Here is a 15022-nt window from a genome sequence, read left to right as displayed (position 1 = left end):
AAAATCTAAAAGCTGTGACATAATTAAAGCGCTGCTGGGCAATATGCTTCAGCAATTTATTACAACCTATAATGAAGGGATTTTCCATGAACAAGAAAGTACTAATGATTGCTGGTGTTGCTATGACTGCTCTTTTAGGTGGCTGTGCAAACACTACTGCTTTAGAAGAAAGTGTTGCAAATCTAGGTAACAAAGTAGATCAACTATCTGCTGAAGTTAGCTCTTTAAAGTCTGATCAAAGCAAACTTGCTGCTGATGTTAAAGATACTAAAGCTGCAGCTATGGACGCTCAAGCTGAAGCGTCACGTGCTAACGACCGTATCGACAACATGGCTTCTTCTTACAAAAAGTAAGAATACATGAAAATTAGCTTATTTAAATAGGTTGATTATTAGGGCTTGATAATAGTAATAACACAAAGTGTTTATTACCATTTCAAGCCTTAATTGTTTCTAGGCTTTATTAAACTCATCTCTATTAAACCTAAATCCTTTAAAGCCAGTCTAAAAGACCAATAGTCTCGCCATTACCTTCGATTCAGAATACTTCGGTTAACACATTTAAACGCAACAGTTTCCAATTCAGCTAACAACACTATTTCACTTTTGCCGTAAGTAACAAATAATCAAATTCCAAACCTGTCACGGGCTTTTGTTTAATGTCATGTTTGAGTTCGTCGTTAATTCGCCAGCCCAGGCTATTCATGTCTAATAATGTCATTGCTTGCTCACCTGTGATATCTGCCGTAAATTTAATCGATGTTGATTCTATTAATTCAATATCTTTCGGTAAATTTAATTGCTGAGGCTTTTCAGATAAGTTGTCATATATTTTTTGTTTTAATTGCCACAAATGTCTTGGTGCAGGAACCAGCATTAATAAAACACCCTCTTCTTTAAGGATCCTTAAACACTCTTTTCCTTTTAATTGCGCATCAAATAGGGTAACCACATCTAGTGATTGATCAGCGAAAGGTAGTTTCTTAAACGGACTCAATAATAAATTTGCAGGTGTATTATCTTTACTCGCGGCAAAAAGCGCATTATTCGCTTCTGAAACGCCCCAATGAGTGATTTCATCATTATCAGAGCTTTGTGCTATTGAACGTAAATAGAAACCATCAGCACAGTGATAGTTAAGGTGGTTCACGTCCTTTTTACCTTTCACAGCCTTATTAAAAACTGCAGACAACTGCTGAATTAAAGGCGCAAAAATACCTGAAGCCATTAAAAAACGTTTTGAACGTAATTGCTCACGGCTCTCACTTGACCCTTTAAACTTTGGTGACGTTACAAACGACCAGTAACCTTGAACGTTTTTATCAAAATGATGTTTATTATCACAGTAATAACCCTTTGATGACTCATGAAAGTGCAGTTTTGCTGCGCAGGTAGGACAAATCAGGATTGAGTTCATAGCGAGCAGAATTCCTTTGGAGTTATTACAGACTTCAGAAATGATAGATTAAACAAAATAAAAAACGGGTGAAATACCCGTTTTTTATTGGTCAGATTAAGCAGATTATTTTACAGGAAAATAAAACCACATAATACAGCACCTAGCATTAAGCGATACAGCACAAATGGCGTCATACCAATTTTACTAATGATTTTCAGGAAGAAGAAAATACAGGTATAAGCGGCGACAAATGATACTGCGATACCAAGTAGAATCTCAGTGTAGTTGAAAGCAACATCGCCCGCTAAAGCATCCTTACTCATCAATATTGCCGCGCCTAAAATCACCGGAATCGACATTAAAAATGAAAAACGAGCTGCAGCATCACGATTCAGCCCTAGCATTAATGCTGCAGTAATGGTGATCCCAGAACGTGACGTTCCTGGGATGATTGCCATTGCTTGGGCAAAACCAATAAGCAAAGCTTTACGCCACCCCGTTTGGTATTCCGTTAATTCATTACGTGCCATTTTATCACCTACCCACAACATTAAGCCGAAGATAACAGTGGTGATTGCAATTACACCAGGCCCACGTAAATATGTTTCGATTAAGTCTTTCGCCATAAAACCAAAAAATACCGCTGGCAATGTCGCTAAAATAATCCACCAAGCTAATTTACTGTCTTGGGTATGCACCCCTTTAAAAATACTGGCGATCCAGGCTGTTAACATCGCCCATATTTCTTTTCTAAAATATATAACTACGGCTAACAACGAACCTATATGTACTGCAACATCAAACGCTAGGCCTTGGTCTTCCCAGCCTAAAATTTGTGAAGGTAAAATTAAATGCGCTGAACTTGAAATGGGTAAAAATTCAGTAAGCCCTTGAATAAGAGCCAGTATAATAACCTGAAGCGTGTCCATGATGTTCCTTTAAAAATGTACTTATGATTTAACTGATGTAGTGAGAGTGAGCTAATTTTTGCTCGCTATCGCGAAACAGGCGTAGTTGACTAAATAATTTACACACTATTTAGAAACTGATTGCGGAAAAGCAAACTCAATCGGCCAGATATTCTGACTCGATTTATCATAGCAATCCCATAGGTTTTGATACGGCTGTTGAGTGATAGGGTGTGCCAGCATAGGGGCAATCTCGGCTAAGGGCCATAATACAAATGCATTATAAAGAATCTCACCACGAGGAAGCTCAATAGGCTGATGACAAACCTCATCATCGTAAAGCAGTAAATCTATATCTAAACTCCGAGGGCTAAACTTCTTCTCGCCTCGGATACGTCCATTTTGTTTTTCAATTCGCTTAAATGTGGCAACAACGTCGGTAATACTCATATCAGTATCCGCCGCAGCAACCATATTTAAGAAATTTGTACCTTGAAAACCAACTGCTTCACTTTCGAACATTCTTGATAGCGTGAGCTTGCCAAAATATTGATGTAAATCCACTAGCCCTGATTGCATATGCTCTACAGGATCAATGTTGGTTCCCAAACTGATATAAATACGTGCCATTAACTAATCCGGTAATATACAGAGTAAATATGAAAAGTTGATTAATTGAAGCATGGAAACTGTCAATTAAATGTGATGATGGACTTTCTGCCCTCATCACGATAGAAAACTGTTCTAAATGTGACCACGTTCAATGACAACGCCAACTGATTTTGCAGTCGGTACCGCTCCTGGCTTCATAACAGCGACCTTAACCCATAAAACATTAAATTCAGACATTAAACATTCAGCAGTCATTTCTGCCACTGTTTCTATGAGTTCTATTGGTTTTTCAGTGATCAGTGCCGTCAGCCTATTTGAAACAGTTTCGTAGCAAAGTGCATGTTGATAATCGTCTGACGCAGCCGCAAGCTTATTATCCCATGCCATATCAAGATCGATAAGTAATGTTTGATGAATTTGCTTTTCCCATTCATAAATACCAATTACTGTTTCTACTTTTAGCTCGCGAATTAGAACTTTGTCCATGTGAACTCCACGCTTTACACGTCTTATCATAAAAATTTCAGCTTAAAGGGCTGAAAATCACATCAAATAGCAGTTATTATAGTTTTAGCCTTTTTCCTGAGCAATTAAAGCAGTAGGATAGCGGCTGCACTTAGCAATATCAGATAGTTTAAAAGTGCTTATTAACCCTGTAATTACAATTAATCTCTTATGAAATTAATGAATGGGCGATAATACCCTAAGACGAGTAAGGAAACCAATTTGAGCGCCGTTACAATCACGATTCTGATGATTATAACCGCCTACTTAGCCGGTTCAATTTCAAGTGCTATTCTTGTATGTAAATTACGAGGATTGCCGGACCCGCGTACTGAAGGCTCAGGAAACCCAGGGGCAACTAATGTGCTTAGGATTGGTGGTGCCAGTTCTGCAGGCTTAGTGTTATTTTTTGACATGCTAAAAGGTGCAGCACCTAGCTACTTCGGTTACCTTTTGGGCCAAGATGCAGTCTCACTAGGCTTAATTGCCATCGCAGCTTGTCTTGGGCATATTTACCCTATTTTCTTTAATTTCCAAGGTGGTAAAGGCGTTGCCACAGCCTTTGGTGCCATGGCGCCTATTGGTGGAGATTTAGCCCTATCATTAATAGCCACTTGGATTGTGTTCGTCTTGCTGACACGTTACTCATCCCTTGCAGCGATTCTGACCGCAATGCTCGCCCCTATTTATACATGGTGGTTAGATGATCGTTTTATCATTCCTGTCGCAATGCTATCCCTGTTAATTGTCATAAGACACAAAGATAATATTAAGCGTTTAAGAATTGGCGAAGAAAGTAAGCTGTCGCGTAAAAAGAAGGCGACTAACGAACAAAGCAGATGAGTTATTGATTGAACTTAGTATCGATACAGTTAACTTTAAGCGTAAACGAAAAAACCTAAGCCATGGCTTAGGTTTTTGTCTTTATATCTATTGTTATACCGCTGCTAATGTGTCTAATGGCCAGCGAGGTTGTCCCTTCACTTCAAGATCTTCTGTTTGACCCGCCTTTAAACGCTGTAAACCAGCGTAAGCAATCATTGCACCATTATCAGTGCAGAACTCACCGCGAGGATAAAACACTTCGCCATTAAGCTGCTGCATCATTTCAGCAAGATTTTCTCTTAACCGACTATTTGCACTCACTCCGCCAGCAACCACTAAACGGTTATAGCCGGTTTGTTTTAATGCTCGTTTGCATTTAATCGCTAGAGTATCCACAACGGCTTCTTCAAACGCACGGGCAATATTAGCGCGAGTTTGTTCATCATCAGGCTCTGCGGCAATGGTGTTTGCGGTAAATGTTTTTAAACCGGAAAAACTAAAATTAAGCCCTGGTTTGTCAGTCATAGGTCGTGGGAACTTATAACCTGCTTCAACACCTTTGGCTGCTAACTTGGCAAGCCTTGGGCCACCAGGGTAATCTAAACCCATTAACTTAGCGGTTTTATCAAAAGCTTCACCAGCCGCATCATCCACCGACTCGCCTAAAACTTCGTATTGGCCAATACCATCAACTTTAACCAACATTGAATGGCCGCCTGATACTAATAATGCTAAGAAAGGGAACTCTGGCGCATCATCTTCAAGCATTGGCGCTAATAAATGTCCTTCCATGTGATGCACCCCAATTGCAGGTTTATCCCATGAGTATGCTAAAGAGCGACCGACACATGCTCCCACTAATAAAGCACCAATTAAGCCAGGGCCTTTGGTAAAAGCAATACCATCAATATCATCAACTGTTGAGTTCGATTCTTTTAATGCTTGCTTAATCAAAGGTACAATTTTTCGAACATGGTCACGAGACGCTAGTTCTGGTACCACGCCGCCATAATCAGCATGTAACTTTACTTGGCTATATAAGGCATGCGACAACAGCCCTTGCTCATCATCAAAAACGGCAATTCCTGTTTCATCACAAGACGTTTCAATACCTAAAACCCGCATAGCTGCAAATATTCCTAAAATTGTAAGGGCGGCAATTCTACCTGTTGAAGCAGTGTTATTCCAGTAAAGCTCACCTATCAACAAAAATATGACAAGCGAATTACACAAACTCAGTTACAAAGGGGGTTTACAAATGCACATATCTCGGTGTAGAATTCCGCACCATTTTATTAAATAGCCTTGGTTAATCTACCTTTAATGGTAGTGCCAAATTAACTACACCTAAGGGGTGATGGCGTATGCCAATTATTAAAGTACGTGAAAACGAACCATTCGACGTAGCTCTTCGTCGTTTCAAGCGCTCTTGTGAAAAAGCAGGTATCTTAGCTGATGTTCGCGCTCGTGAATTCTACGAGAAGCCAACTTCTGCACGTAAGCGCGCAAAAGCTGCCGCTGTTAAGCGTCTAGCTAAGAAGCTTTCTCGCGAAAACGCACGTCGCGTACGTTTATACTAATCTCATTATGAGCCTAGTTGAACAGCTAAAAGACCAGATGAAAGAAGCCATGCGTGCCAAAGATAAGGCACGTTTGGGGACTATTCGTATGGCATTGTCTGCCGTTAAACAGATTGAAGTGGATACCCGCGAAACTCTGACCGATGAACAGACAATAGCCGTTTTAACCAAAATGGTGAAACAACGTCGCGATTCTATTACTCAGTATGAGTCAGCAGGTCGCCCGGAGTTAGCAGCAACTGAAGCAGCAGAGATTCAAGTTATTGAAACTTTCTTGCCTTCTCCTTTAACAGAAGAAGAAGTTGCCGCAATCATTGATGAAGCTATCTCTAAGGTAGGGGCATCAACCATGGCGGATATGGGCAAAGTAATGGGAGCATTAAAATCTAAAGTTCAAGGACGTGCAGATATGGGTGCCATTGGCGGCCAAATTCGTGCTAAATTAAACTAATAGAATTTTAGTGTTGAATAAGCCGTGCATCTTGCGCGGCTTGTTTGTTTTATCTACTTGGTAATGCGAGACCTATAGCATATATGGCGATACCTCGTGACTTTATCAATGAGCTTATAGCTCGCACAGACATTGTTGATCTAATTGATCATCGTGTACCTTTGAAAAAAGCAGGGAAAAATCACTCTGCATGTTGTCCTTTTCATAGCGAAAAATCACCTTCTTTTACTGTCAGTCGAGACAAACAATTTTATCACTGCTTTGGTTGTGGTGCTCATGGCAACGCCATCGATTTCATTATGGAATACGATAGGCTTGAATTCGTTGATGCCATCGAAGAACTCGCAGGTAAATTAGGATTAGATGTACCAAGAGAACAAGGTACAGGTCCTAAAAAAGATCAAGGTTTGAGTCGCGACTTATACCAATTGATGGAAGAAGCTAACCTCTTTTATCAGAGCCAGTTACGTCAACACTCAGACAAACAAAAAGTATTAGATTATCTAGATTTCAGAGGACTTTCGGCCAATGTGGTTGAGCACTTTGGAATAGGTTTTGCGCCTGACGGCTGGGACGGACTGCTCAGTCGTTACCGCCAGAATCAATCAGCACAAGACAAGTTACTCACGGCAGGCATGTTAATTGCCAACGATAACGGCAAACGTTACGACCGCTTTCGCGATCGATTAATGTTCCCTATCCGTGACCGTCGTGGTCGTGTAGTTGGCTTTGGTGGTCGAGTTTTAGGCGATGGAACACCGAAGTACTTGAATTCGCCAGAAACGCCCATATTTCATAAGGGTAATGAGCTTTACGGCCTTTATGAATTGAAGCAAAGACATAGAGACCCTCAACAAGTATTGATTGTTGAAGGCTATATGGATGTAGTTGCACTAGCGCAATTCGACGTTGATTACGCAGTTGCATCGTTAGGTACAGCCACTACAGCTGAACAATTCCAGCTATTAGTACGTAGTGCAAAAGAAGTCATTTGTTGTTATGACGGTGATAAAGCAGGCAAAAAGGCGGCATGGCGTGCATTAGAAACAGCCCTGCCTTTATTAAAGCCTGGTGATGTAGTTAGATTTATGTTTTTACCACAAGGTGAAGATCCAGATACTATGGTTCGCCAAGTTGGTAAAGAAGGTTTTGAAAAGTTAATGCTCGATGCGCTTGATTTACCCGCATTCTTATTTGAGACATTAACCAATCAATACGGTACCGACAAGAGTGCTCTGGCTAAAGAAGCCATGTCGCTTATTGAACGAGTACAAGATACTGTTTTACAGAATTTATTGTTAGAAAATCTTGCGCACAAGATTGGTATGAACAGCGCAGATGATTTAAAAGAAAAAATTAGGTTTTGCCGTAAAACAGCAACAACCTATGAATAAAAAGGGCTTACAAGGCCGCGGAACTCCATTGCGATTAGCTATTGCTTTGTTAGTACAGCGACCCGATTTAGGTTATGGCTTAGGCGCCCAACCTGCATTAGCTCACTTACAAATTGCTGGCATTGATTTGCTAATTGATTTGTTGAATTTAACTCGCGAACAACAGTTTAACAGCGCACAACTACTTGAGATATACCGAGAGCACGAGCAAAAAGGTGCCTTGATTAAATTGGCCCAATGGGACCACCAAGTGGCGGATGAAAACTTAGTTCAAGAGTTTAAACAAACCCTGATCTGGTTGAACAATCAATATATTGAGCAGCGTTATCAGGAATTGAGTCTTAAACAAACTCTAACGAAAGCTGAAAAAATTCAGCTAACGAAGCTGATTTCAATAATGAAAGGCATCGCATAACTGCATTTTTTATTTTAAAAATGTTCAGTTAAGCAATGTCATGGACTAGCGTACTTTAGTTCATACAGCTATAATTGACGATTTGCTTGACACTTATGCTTCGGCAGGTGTCCAGTCGTTATTTCAGTTTCCCCAACTTGGATGATATCTATGGAGCATACTCCGCAGTCGCAACTTAAATTGTTGCTTGCTAAAGGTAAAGAGCAAGGTTACTTAACCTATGCTGAAGTCAATGACCACTTGCCAGCTGACATGGTCGATTCAGATCAGATTGAAGATATTGTCCAGATGATCAATGACATGGGCATCCGCGTTTACGAACAAGCGCCAGATGCCGATGATATCATGATGTCTGAGGACAACACCGATGAAGATGCTGCAGAAGAAGCTGCAGCAGCACTTGCAACGGTAGAGAGTGAATTAGGTCGTACAACTGACCCAGTACGTATGTACATGCGTGAAATGGGTACAGTTGAACTATTGACCCGCGAAGGCGAAATCGTCATCGCAAAACGTATTGAAGAAGGTATTAATACGGTTCAAAGTTCTGTTTCTGAATACCCGCAAGCCATTGCGATGATTCTAGAACAGTTTGATAAGTATGAAGCGGATGAGCTTCGTTTAACTGACATCATTGCAGGTTTCGTTAACCCAGATGACGACGATGTAGCCCCTACAGCTACTCACGTTGGTTCTGAGTTATCTGAAGAAGAACTTGAAGATGAAGATGATGACGGCGACGAGGACGATGAAGAAGAGGAAGGCCCAAAAGGTCCATGTCCTGAAGAAGCTAAAGAGAAATTTACTCAATTACGTGAGACTTATGAAAAAGGTCTGTTAGTTATTGAGAAGAAAGGTCGCGACCATCCTGAAGCTATTGGTGCTTTATTTGTTATCGGCGAACTCTTTAAAGAATTCCGTTTAATTCCAAAACAGTTTGATCGCTTAGTTAAAAGCATGCGCACCATGATGGATCGCGTACGTGTTCAAGAGCGTTTGATTCTTAAATTATGTGTTGAACAAGCTAAAATGCCGAAGAAAAACTTTGTTAAGTTCTTCACTGGTAACGAAACCGATTTAGCTTGGTTCCATGCAGAAAAAGATAGCAACAAGCCTTATGCTGAAGGCTTAAGAATGGTTGAAGAAGACGTGATTCGTTGTAGCACCAAACTTGCTGCAATCGAAGAAGAAACCGGCTTAATCATCCGTGCGATTAAAGACATCAACCGTCGTATGTCAATCGGTGAAGCAAGAGCTCGTCGTGCGAAGAAAGAAATGGTTGAAGCAAACTTACGTCTAGTAATTTCTATTGCTAAAAAATACACCAACCGTGGTTTACAGTTCTTGGATTTGATTCAAGAAGGTAACATCGGTCTGATGAAAGCAGTAGATAAGTTTGAATACCGTCGTGGTTATAAGTTCTCGACTTATGCAACATGGTGGATCCGTCAAGCAATTACTCGTTCTATTGCTGACCAAGCGCGTACTATCCGTATTCCAGTACATATGATTGAAACGATTAACAAACTAAATCGTATTTCACGTCAAATGCTACAGGAAATGGGTCGCGAACCAACACCTGAAGAGTTATCTGAGCGCATGTTAATGCCTGAAGATAAGATCCTTAAAGTGTTGAAAATCGCTAAAGAACCGATTTCAATGGAAACACCAATCGGTGACGATGAAGATTCGCACTTAGGTGACTTTATTGAGGATAATACCTTAGAGCTACCTTTAGACTCAGCTACAAGCGAAAGTTTAAAGAATGCCACTCACGAAGTATTAGCTGGTTTAACAGCTCGTGAAGCTAAAGTATTACGTATGCGTTTCGGTATCGACATGAACACCGACCATACACTTGAAGAAGTTGGTAAGCAGTTTGACGTAACACGTGAACGTATTCGTCAGATTGAAGCAAAAGCGTTACGTAAGTTACGCCACCCTTCTCGCTCTGAAATCTTGAAGTCTTTCTTAGACGAGTAATAGATACTCATGTAAGACTCAGTTTGAAATATCAAACAAAAGCCCGCTAATAGCGGGCTTTTTTATTGTTATAAATCAGCGATATCAACCAAAGATAGTTTATTGATTGCTTAACAGATAACCAAACGATACCAAGAAGTGAATTTCTAGCAAATTCAGTGGTGACAAGTATCAATAAACTTCGTATACTTCCCTCCGCTTTCGATAGTGACGACTATCTTAAGTCGGCCCCTTAGCTCAGTTGGTTAGAGCATACGACTCATAATCGTCAGGTCCCCAGTTCGAGTCTGGGAGGGGCCACCAATTTTGATAAGCCGCTTAAAGAAATTTAAGCGGCTTTTTCATATCTATAAATTGGTTTAATGCTTCAATGTTCAGTTCGACTAAATTAGCTTTGGCGAGTAAAACGATATGACTGGATTTGAACCTCTTCGCCTTTTGATTGAATAAAACTGTCTACTAGAAAAACATCTTTTCCAACAAATCTTAGCTCAAGTCTCATTGTAGAACGCTCATTACCAGAATAGGTAGAGCCGTTTACCCCAACAGGGTAATAGCTATAACGGCCTTGATCATCGACTTCACCGACAAACCTCATATTTTCGTTACCATTAAACTCTGTCATCATCTGATAACCGTCTTCTGGACTAAACGCTAAATCGACTTTGCCACTTAAGGACTGTACTTCTCCATTCATTTGGACATTATCTACACTCAATTGTGTTTTTGTTGTTTTTAATAGTGCACCATTTGCACTCGCTGAGGCTTCGACTCTGTTCCCTTCATCATTTAGCGCCCAAATATTGACTTGCCACTCCCCGCTAAAATGATCAAGTTTGTCCCAAGATTGCGGTGTAGATTTTACAGCCGTTTGAGCATCACTCACTTTACTTTGAGGGAGTCCATTAATATTGATATTTTTATTACCATTTTCATTGCGGTAATCTTCTCTATCATTAGCATAATCAGCACTTGCCCCAGCCAAACCACCTGCAGCACCTCCAATAGCGGCACCTTTTAACGCTAAGCTCGCATCACCTGCAGCAGCGCCCATAGCAAGTCCTAAAATAGCGCCACCCGCAGCTCCTGTTTTTAAGCCGCGATTATTGCCGCTACCATCTTCATTTACTGCGCCACTGTTTGCGCAAGCACTCAGGAATGACACACTTGCCACTAACACTAAAACTTTTGCTGATTTGTTCATGGTTTTACCTCAAAAATGTTGCTGCTTGTTTAATGTTTTTCATTAGAACAAATGCAATATGATTAAATGAGGGCATGATGCGGAAAAAAATTTATCCAATGCCTAGATAAAGAACTCTAGTCGATGATAATTTAATGAGTAGCATTCAAAGGACTAATTCCAAGGGCTATTTCAAAGCGCTTTCTCAAAGAGCTATTTCATTGGGTGATTTTACAAGGCTATTAGCTAATTTAAGGAATACGATGACTGTTCAGAGTTTTAGCGATATTGCAGAATATATTTTGCAGCGACGCAACGAGGCCGGAGATTCACAGGAATCCCTTGCTTTAAAGCTCGCAGAATACGACTCTTTGTTTGAGAATGTCGATGCGCTGACAATCAGTCGGTGGGAACGTGCAAAGATAAGCCCTAATCTTAGAAGACAAGTGGCACTAATAGAGTATTTTAACGATCAACCTCAGCAATTATTGTGCGACGCAGCTTTTGAATTAAAGCAACTTCCTTCTTTAGATAGCTTTAATAAAATGATCGAACAGCAATTCCATTACAACCATGTAATGGGTGCTCACCCTTATATCTCACAAGATACTGTCAGTTTCGATAAGCTCTGCAAGCAAGCTGATGAGGCTGAACAAATGTATGGCTGGATAGCCAATTACCACTCTAACTTGTCCAAAGGTCGCGAGTACTGGACTCAAGATTTTATCAAAGCTTTGGCTGAAATTGATTCAACCGAAGTGTCTTTTTATTTAGTTAATGGAATACTGGCTGGGCATACCTTTATAGTAAAAGTCAGTGAAGATACCTTTGCAAAACTGTCAGATAACTCTCTTAAAGATAGTCAGCTAACACCTGATCACTTAATCGATAAAGATCTACCAGGTTGCCTTTATATGCTTAGTACTTACTTGGGAGGCAAGCACGTAACCGAAGACTTTCTTTCACAATTACTTGTTACATTGGCAAAGACAGAAACCAACATTGCTTTTGGCTACAAGGCTCGCTCAGATATCGGCGTTAAGTTAATGGACTTTTTAAGCGGTGAAGTTGTTTCTTTAGGTGAAATCCTGACTGAAAAAATGCAAGGCGCAAAGTATCAAGGAAAACGCCGTAGCTTTGTTTCCTATAAACTTAATAGACAAGAATTAATTTCAAGTAGCCTATTTCTCAATTTAACTCGTAATTGCGTTTAGGTACAAAGCGTCACAAAGCAATGATTATAAAGAATATTAAGCGTTATTAAGATTAGCAGCAGTTAGTTTAATTTTGATGCTGTTTTTCTTTCAGTGATTGAGCAATCTCTAAATGTGTTTGAGCCGCTGTAATGGCTTTTACAGCACGAGATTTAAACTCACGACGATACAAGGTATATACCACCAGCAAGCTGGCAAAAATCAGTAACAATGGATTCCAAAACCAACACAAAGCTGCCATAGAGAAGTAATAGGATCTAAGGCCGTAATTGTATGAGTGAGCGGCTTGATCGCCCACAGTGGCCATTTGGCGCGAATAAGCAGCTAAATTTTTATCCATCCCAGTTGGATCAATTGGCGCAGCACCTATCATCACATTTAGAAAACCGTACTGGCGCATCGACCAAGTAAACTGGAAAAATGCCAAAACAAAAATACCAGCCAGCAATGCCAGTTTAACCTGAACTAACGCATGGTTTGGCTCTGCGGCAAATGGGATTGAGCTGATCACATCTTCAAGGCGTTCAACTTGCGCGAATAGGGTTAACACACCCGCTAAAACCAGTAAGGTTGTCGAAGCAAAAAAGGCAATGTTGCGTTCTAAGTTTGCTAGCAGCGATGCTTCACCAACTCGAACTTCTTTTTTCATTACTTCAGACATCCAATGGATGCGATGTTGGTGTAAGCAGCGGGCAATACAGTCAGTATTTTTAGCTTTCTTACGGGCAAATATGGTGTAACCCATCCAGCAAGAAAAAAAGCAAGTTAACGCCAAAATATCGAGTAAGGAAAAAAGCATAGTTCTCAATGTATTATTTCAAGTATGGTTAATTATGCATCACATCGCATAAGGCATAAATAGTGATTAAGAAATTAGACGTATTTTCCCACAAATACACATTTCTCAGTCTCTAAATCAAGGGCCTAGATTGATTACTTAAATTGATTATCTAAATCAAGTGTCTAGATTAAGAGACTAAATTAAGGAACTGAATCAAAAGTTTAAACCAAGCACCTAAATCGATAAACAAACGTACTTCATCTCTAAATACTCCTCTAATCCGTGTCTTGAACCTTCACGGCCAATACCAGAGGACTTAATTCCGCCAAATGGTGCAACTTCCGTTGAAATTAAACCTGTGTTCACTCCTACCATGCCAAACTCTAATGCTTCAGACACCCGATAAACCAAGCCGATATCTCTGCCATAAAAATAAGCCGCTAAACCAAAGACAGTATCATTGGCCATTGCTATCACTTGTGCTTCATTATCAAACTCAAAAATAGGCGCTACCGGCCCAAAGGTTTCTTCAGCTGCTAATTTCATTTGCTGATTAGCATTACCAATGATTGTGGGTTCAAAGAAATGATCACCAAGCTCGTGCCTGTTACCGCCTAACAGCACTTCACCACCTAAAGCCACTGCATCTTGAATATGCGAAAGCACTTTATCAACAGCAGCTTGGTTAATTAATGGGCCTATAACGCTATCAGCATCGACACCATTAGCTACTTTTAACTTAGTAACCGCATCAACAAACTTCTCGGTAAATTCCTTAATCACACCTGACTGAACATAAATTCGGTTGGCACACACACAAGTTTGCCCTGCATTTCGATATTTAGCTTGAATAGCACCAATTACGGCCGCATCAATATCGGCATCATTAAAAACAATAAATGGCGCATTGCCACCTAACTCTAAAGACAGCTTTTTGATTGTAGGGGCACATTGCTGCATCAACTTAACTCCAACCGCTGTTGAGCCAGTAAAAGACAGCTTTCTAACCACTTTACTACTGCACAACACCTCACCAATTGACTTAGCCTCACCCGTAATAACATTAAACACACCTGCAGGAATCCCAGCTCTTTGAGCAAGTTCTGCTAATGCTAAAGCAGTAAAAGGTGTATCAGGAGCAGGTTTGACTATCATGGTGCAACCTGCGGCTAAAGCCGGAGCAGCCTTACGAGTTATCATAGCAAATGGGAAATTCCATGGCGTAATTGCAGCAGTAACCCCGATAGCTTGTTTAATTACCGAAATCCGTTTATCAGGCTGGTGCCCTGGAATGGTTTCACCGTAAACGCGTTTTGCCTCTTCAGCAAACCATTCAATAAACGAGGCGCCATATGCCACCTCGCCTTTAGCTTCAGCAAGAGGTTTGCCTTGCTCTAGCGTCATAATCAGCGCTAACTCTTCAGCGTGAGCTTGAATAAGTGAATGCCATTTCATTAATACAGTTTGACGCTCTTTAGCCGTTAGGGCTTGCCAAGGGGCTAATGCAGCTTGGGCTGCTATCACTGCTTGATTCGTTTCTTTAACGCCCATTTGTGGAACCGAGCCAATGATCTCGTTAGTCGCGGGATTAATCACTTGTTCGGTCTTCGCAGAATTGGCATCACACCACTCACCATTGATAAAGGCTTGTTGTCGAAAAATCGATATATCATGTAGTGATGTCATCGCATCTGTCCCTAGTGTTAAATCTACTAACGAATCTATATTGGCTAATAATAAGCTCAGCATTAGCTTAAGTTAAGCCTTTTATATT

The 15022-nt window shown here is 40.5% G+C and carries 14 protein-coding genes, 1 tRNA gene and 1 pseudogene; 8 read left to right on the top strand and 8 right to left on the bottom strand.

The window, feature by feature from the left end:
• Window positions 1–86: 86 nt before the first annotated feature.
• Window positions 87–353, top strand: a complete 267-nt coding sequence (locus AC0L4E_RS04675) for an Lpp/OprI family alanine-zipper lipoprotein (RefSeq protein ID WP_102529730.1) — start codon at window positions 87–89, stop codon at window positions 351–353.
• A 241-nt stretch (window positions 354–594) separates the two neighbouring features.
• Here AC0L4E_RS04675 and AC0L4E_RS04670 read toward each other — a convergent pair whose 3' ends face one another.
• From AC0L4E_RS04670 to folB, 4 genes are all read right to left on the bottom strand, one after another.
• Entirely contained in the window at window positions 595–1416 is an 822-nt protein-coding gene (locus tag AC0L4E_RS04670) for a class I SAM-dependent methyltransferase (protein ID WP_473678212.1), read from the bottom strand.
• A gap of 110 nt (window positions 1417–1526) precedes the next feature.
• Window positions 1527–2327 (bottom strand): undecaprenyl-diphosphate phosphatase, encoded by an 801-nt coding sequence (locus AC0L4E_RS04665; protein WP_473678211.1) that lies wholly within the window; start codon window positions 2325–2327, stop codon window positions 1527–1529.
• A gap of 105 nt (window positions 2328–2432) precedes the next feature.
• A complete protein-coding gene (gene folK / locus AC0L4E_RS04660) occupies window positions 2433–2936 on the bottom strand; it encodes a 2-amino-4-hydroxy-6-hydroxymethyldihydropteridine diphosphokinase (RefSeq protein WP_473678210.1) in 504 nt (167 codons plus the stop codon).
• Window positions 2937–3050: 114 nt separating this feature from the next.
• A complete protein-coding gene (gene folB, locus AC0L4E_RS04655) occupies window positions 3051–3404 on the bottom strand; it encodes a dihydroneopterin aldolase (RefSeq protein WP_220751641.1) in 354 nt (117 codons plus the stop codon).
• A gap of 240 nt (window positions 3405–3644) precedes the next feature.
• Between folB and plsY the strand changes: the two genes are divergently transcribed.
• Window positions 3645–4265: a glycerol-3-phosphate 1-O-acyltransferase PlsY gene (plsY, locus tag AC0L4E_RS04650; protein ID WP_473678209.1), complete on the top strand. Its 621-nt coding sequence runs from the start codon at window positions 3645–3647 to the stop codon at window positions 4263–4265.
• Between the two features lie 93 nt (window positions 4266–4358).
• Here the strand turns inward: plsY and tsaD are convergent, their stop codons facing one another.
• Complete coding sequence (gene tsaD / locus AC0L4E_RS04645; protein WP_473678208.1) at window positions 4359–5372, bottom strand: tRNA (adenosine(37)-N6)-threonylcarbamoyltransferase complex transferase subunit TsaD; 1014 nt, start codon at window positions 5370–5372, stop codon at window positions 4359–4361.
• Between the two features lie 239 nt (window positions 5373–5611).
• Between tsaD and rpsU the strand changes: the two genes are divergently transcribed.
• From rpsU to AC0L4E_RS04620, 5 genes and pseudogenes are all read left to right on the top strand, one after another.
• A complete protein-coding gene (rpsU, locus tag AC0L4E_RS04640) occupies window positions 5612–5827 on the top strand; it encodes a 30S ribosomal protein S21 (RefSeq protein ID WP_055024252.1) in 216 nt (71 codons plus the stop codon).
• 7 nt (window positions 5828–5834) lie between these two features.
• Entirely contained in the window at window positions 5835–6278 is a 444-nt protein-coding gene (locus AC0L4E_RS04635) for a GatB/YqeY domain-containing protein (protein ID WP_220751636.1), read from the top strand.
• Window positions 6279–6361: 83 nt separating this feature from the next.
• Window positions 6362–8087, top strand: a pseudogene (gene dnaG / locus AC0L4E_RS04630) (DNA primase).
• 150 nt (window positions 8088–8237) lie between these two features.
• Complete coding sequence (gene rpoD, locus AC0L4E_RS04625) at window positions 8238–10070, top strand: RNA polymerase sigma factor RpoD (protein ID WP_473678207.1); 1833 nt, start codon at window positions 8238–8240, stop codon at window positions 10068–10070.
• Window positions 10071–10296: 226 nt separating this feature from the next.
• Window positions 10297–10373 (top strand) — tRNA-Ile (locus AC0L4E_RS04620).
• Window positions 10374–10458: 85 nt separating this feature from the next.
• Here AC0L4E_RS04620 and AC0L4E_RS04615 read toward each other — a convergent pair.
• The gene (locus AC0L4E_RS04615) at window positions 10459–11274 is read right to left on the bottom strand and encodes a hypothetical protein (RefSeq protein WP_473678206.1); all 816 of its coding nucleotides are present in this window, start codon (window positions 11272–11274) and stop codon (window positions 10459–10461) included.
• A gap of 242 nt (window positions 11275–11516) precedes the next feature.
• On the opposite strand from AC0L4E_RS04615, the gene AC0L4E_RS04610 reads away from it, so the two are divergent.
• Window positions 11517–12467 carry a helix-turn-helix domain-containing protein gene (locus tag AC0L4E_RS04610; protein WP_473678205.1) on the top strand — a complete coding sequence of 317 codons (951 nt, stop codon included), beginning with the start codon at window positions 11517–11519 and terminating at the stop codon, window positions 12465–12467.
• Window positions 12468–12534: 67 nt separating this feature from the next.
• Here the strand turns inward: AC0L4E_RS04610 and AC0L4E_RS04605 are convergent, their stop codons facing one another.
• The gene (locus tag AC0L4E_RS04605; RefSeq protein WP_473678204.1) at window positions 12535–13266 is read right to left on the bottom strand and encodes a DUF599 domain-containing protein; all 732 of its coding nucleotides are present in this window, start codon (window positions 13264–13266) and stop codon (window positions 12535–12537) included.
• A gap of 216 nt (window positions 13267–13482) precedes the next feature.
• Window positions 13483–14934, bottom strand: coding sequence for an NAD-dependent succinate-semialdehyde dehydrogenase (locus AC0L4E_RS04600; protein WP_473681522.1), 1452 nt, complete (start codon window positions 14932–14934; stop codon window positions 13483–13485).
• Window positions 14935–15022: the final 88 nt, after the last annotated feature.

This window comes from Shewanella sp. GJ50-10, assembly GCF_055808815.1.
The sequence above is the reverse complement of the archived record's forward strand: the minus strand, read 5'-3'. Positions and strand labels throughout refer to the sequence as shown.

What these genes read in the sequence shown, in the direction of transcription:
- AC0L4E_RS04635 (WP_220751636.1), top strand. Translation starts at nt 5,835, where the DNA reads ATGAGCCTAGTTGAACAGCTAAAAGACCAGATGAAAGAAGCCATGCGT.
- AC0L4E_RS04615 (WP_473678206.1), bottom strand. Translation starts at nt 11,274, where the DNA reads ATGAACAAATCAGCAAAAGTTTTAGTGTTAGTGGCAAGTGTGTCATTC.
- rpoD (WP_473678207.1), top strand. Translation starts at nt 8,238, where the DNA reads ATGGAGCATACTCCGCAGTCGCAACTTAAATTGTTGCTTGCTAAAGGT.
- folB (WP_220751641.1), bottom strand. Translation starts at nt 3,404, where the DNA reads ATGGACAAAGTTCTAATTCGCGAGCTAAAAGTAGAAACAGTAATTGGT.
- AC0L4E_RS04610 (WP_473678205.1), top strand. Translation starts at nt 11,517, where the DNA reads ATGACTGTTCAGAGTTTTAGCGATATTGCAGAATATATTTTGCAGCGA.
- tsaD (WP_473678208.1), bottom strand. Translation starts at nt 5,372, where the DNA reads ATGCGGGTTTTAGGTATTGAAACGTCTTGTGATGAAACAGGAATTGCC.
- AC0L4E_RS04675 (WP_102529730.1), top strand. Translation starts at nt 87, where the DNA reads ATGAACAAGAAAGTACTAATGATTGCTGGTGTTGCTATGACTGCTCTT.
- AC0L4E_RS04670 (WP_473678212.1), bottom strand. Translation starts at nt 1,416, where the DNA reads ATGAACTCAATCCTGATTTGTCCTACCTGCGCAGCAAAACTGCACTTT.
- AC0L4E_RS04665 (WP_473678211.1), bottom strand. Translation starts at nt 2,327, where the DNA reads ATGGACACGCTTCAGGTTATTATACTGGCTCTTATTCAAGGGCTTACT.
- AC0L4E_RS04600 (WP_473681522.1), bottom strand. Translation starts at nt 14,934, where the DNA reads ATGACATCACTACATGATATATCGATTTTTCGACAACAAGCCTTTATC.
- AC0L4E_RS04605 (WP_473678204.1), bottom strand. Translation starts at nt 13,266, where the DNA reads ATGCTTTTTTCCTTACTCGATATTTTGGCGTTAACTTGCTTTTTTTCT.
- folK (WP_473678210.1), bottom strand. Translation starts at nt 2,936, where the DNA reads ATGGCACGTATTTATATCAGTTTGGGAACCAACATTGATCCTGTAGAG.
- rpsU (WP_055024252.1), top strand. Translation starts at nt 5,612, where the DNA reads ATGCCAATTATTAAAGTACGTGAAAACGAACCATTCGACGTAGCTCTT.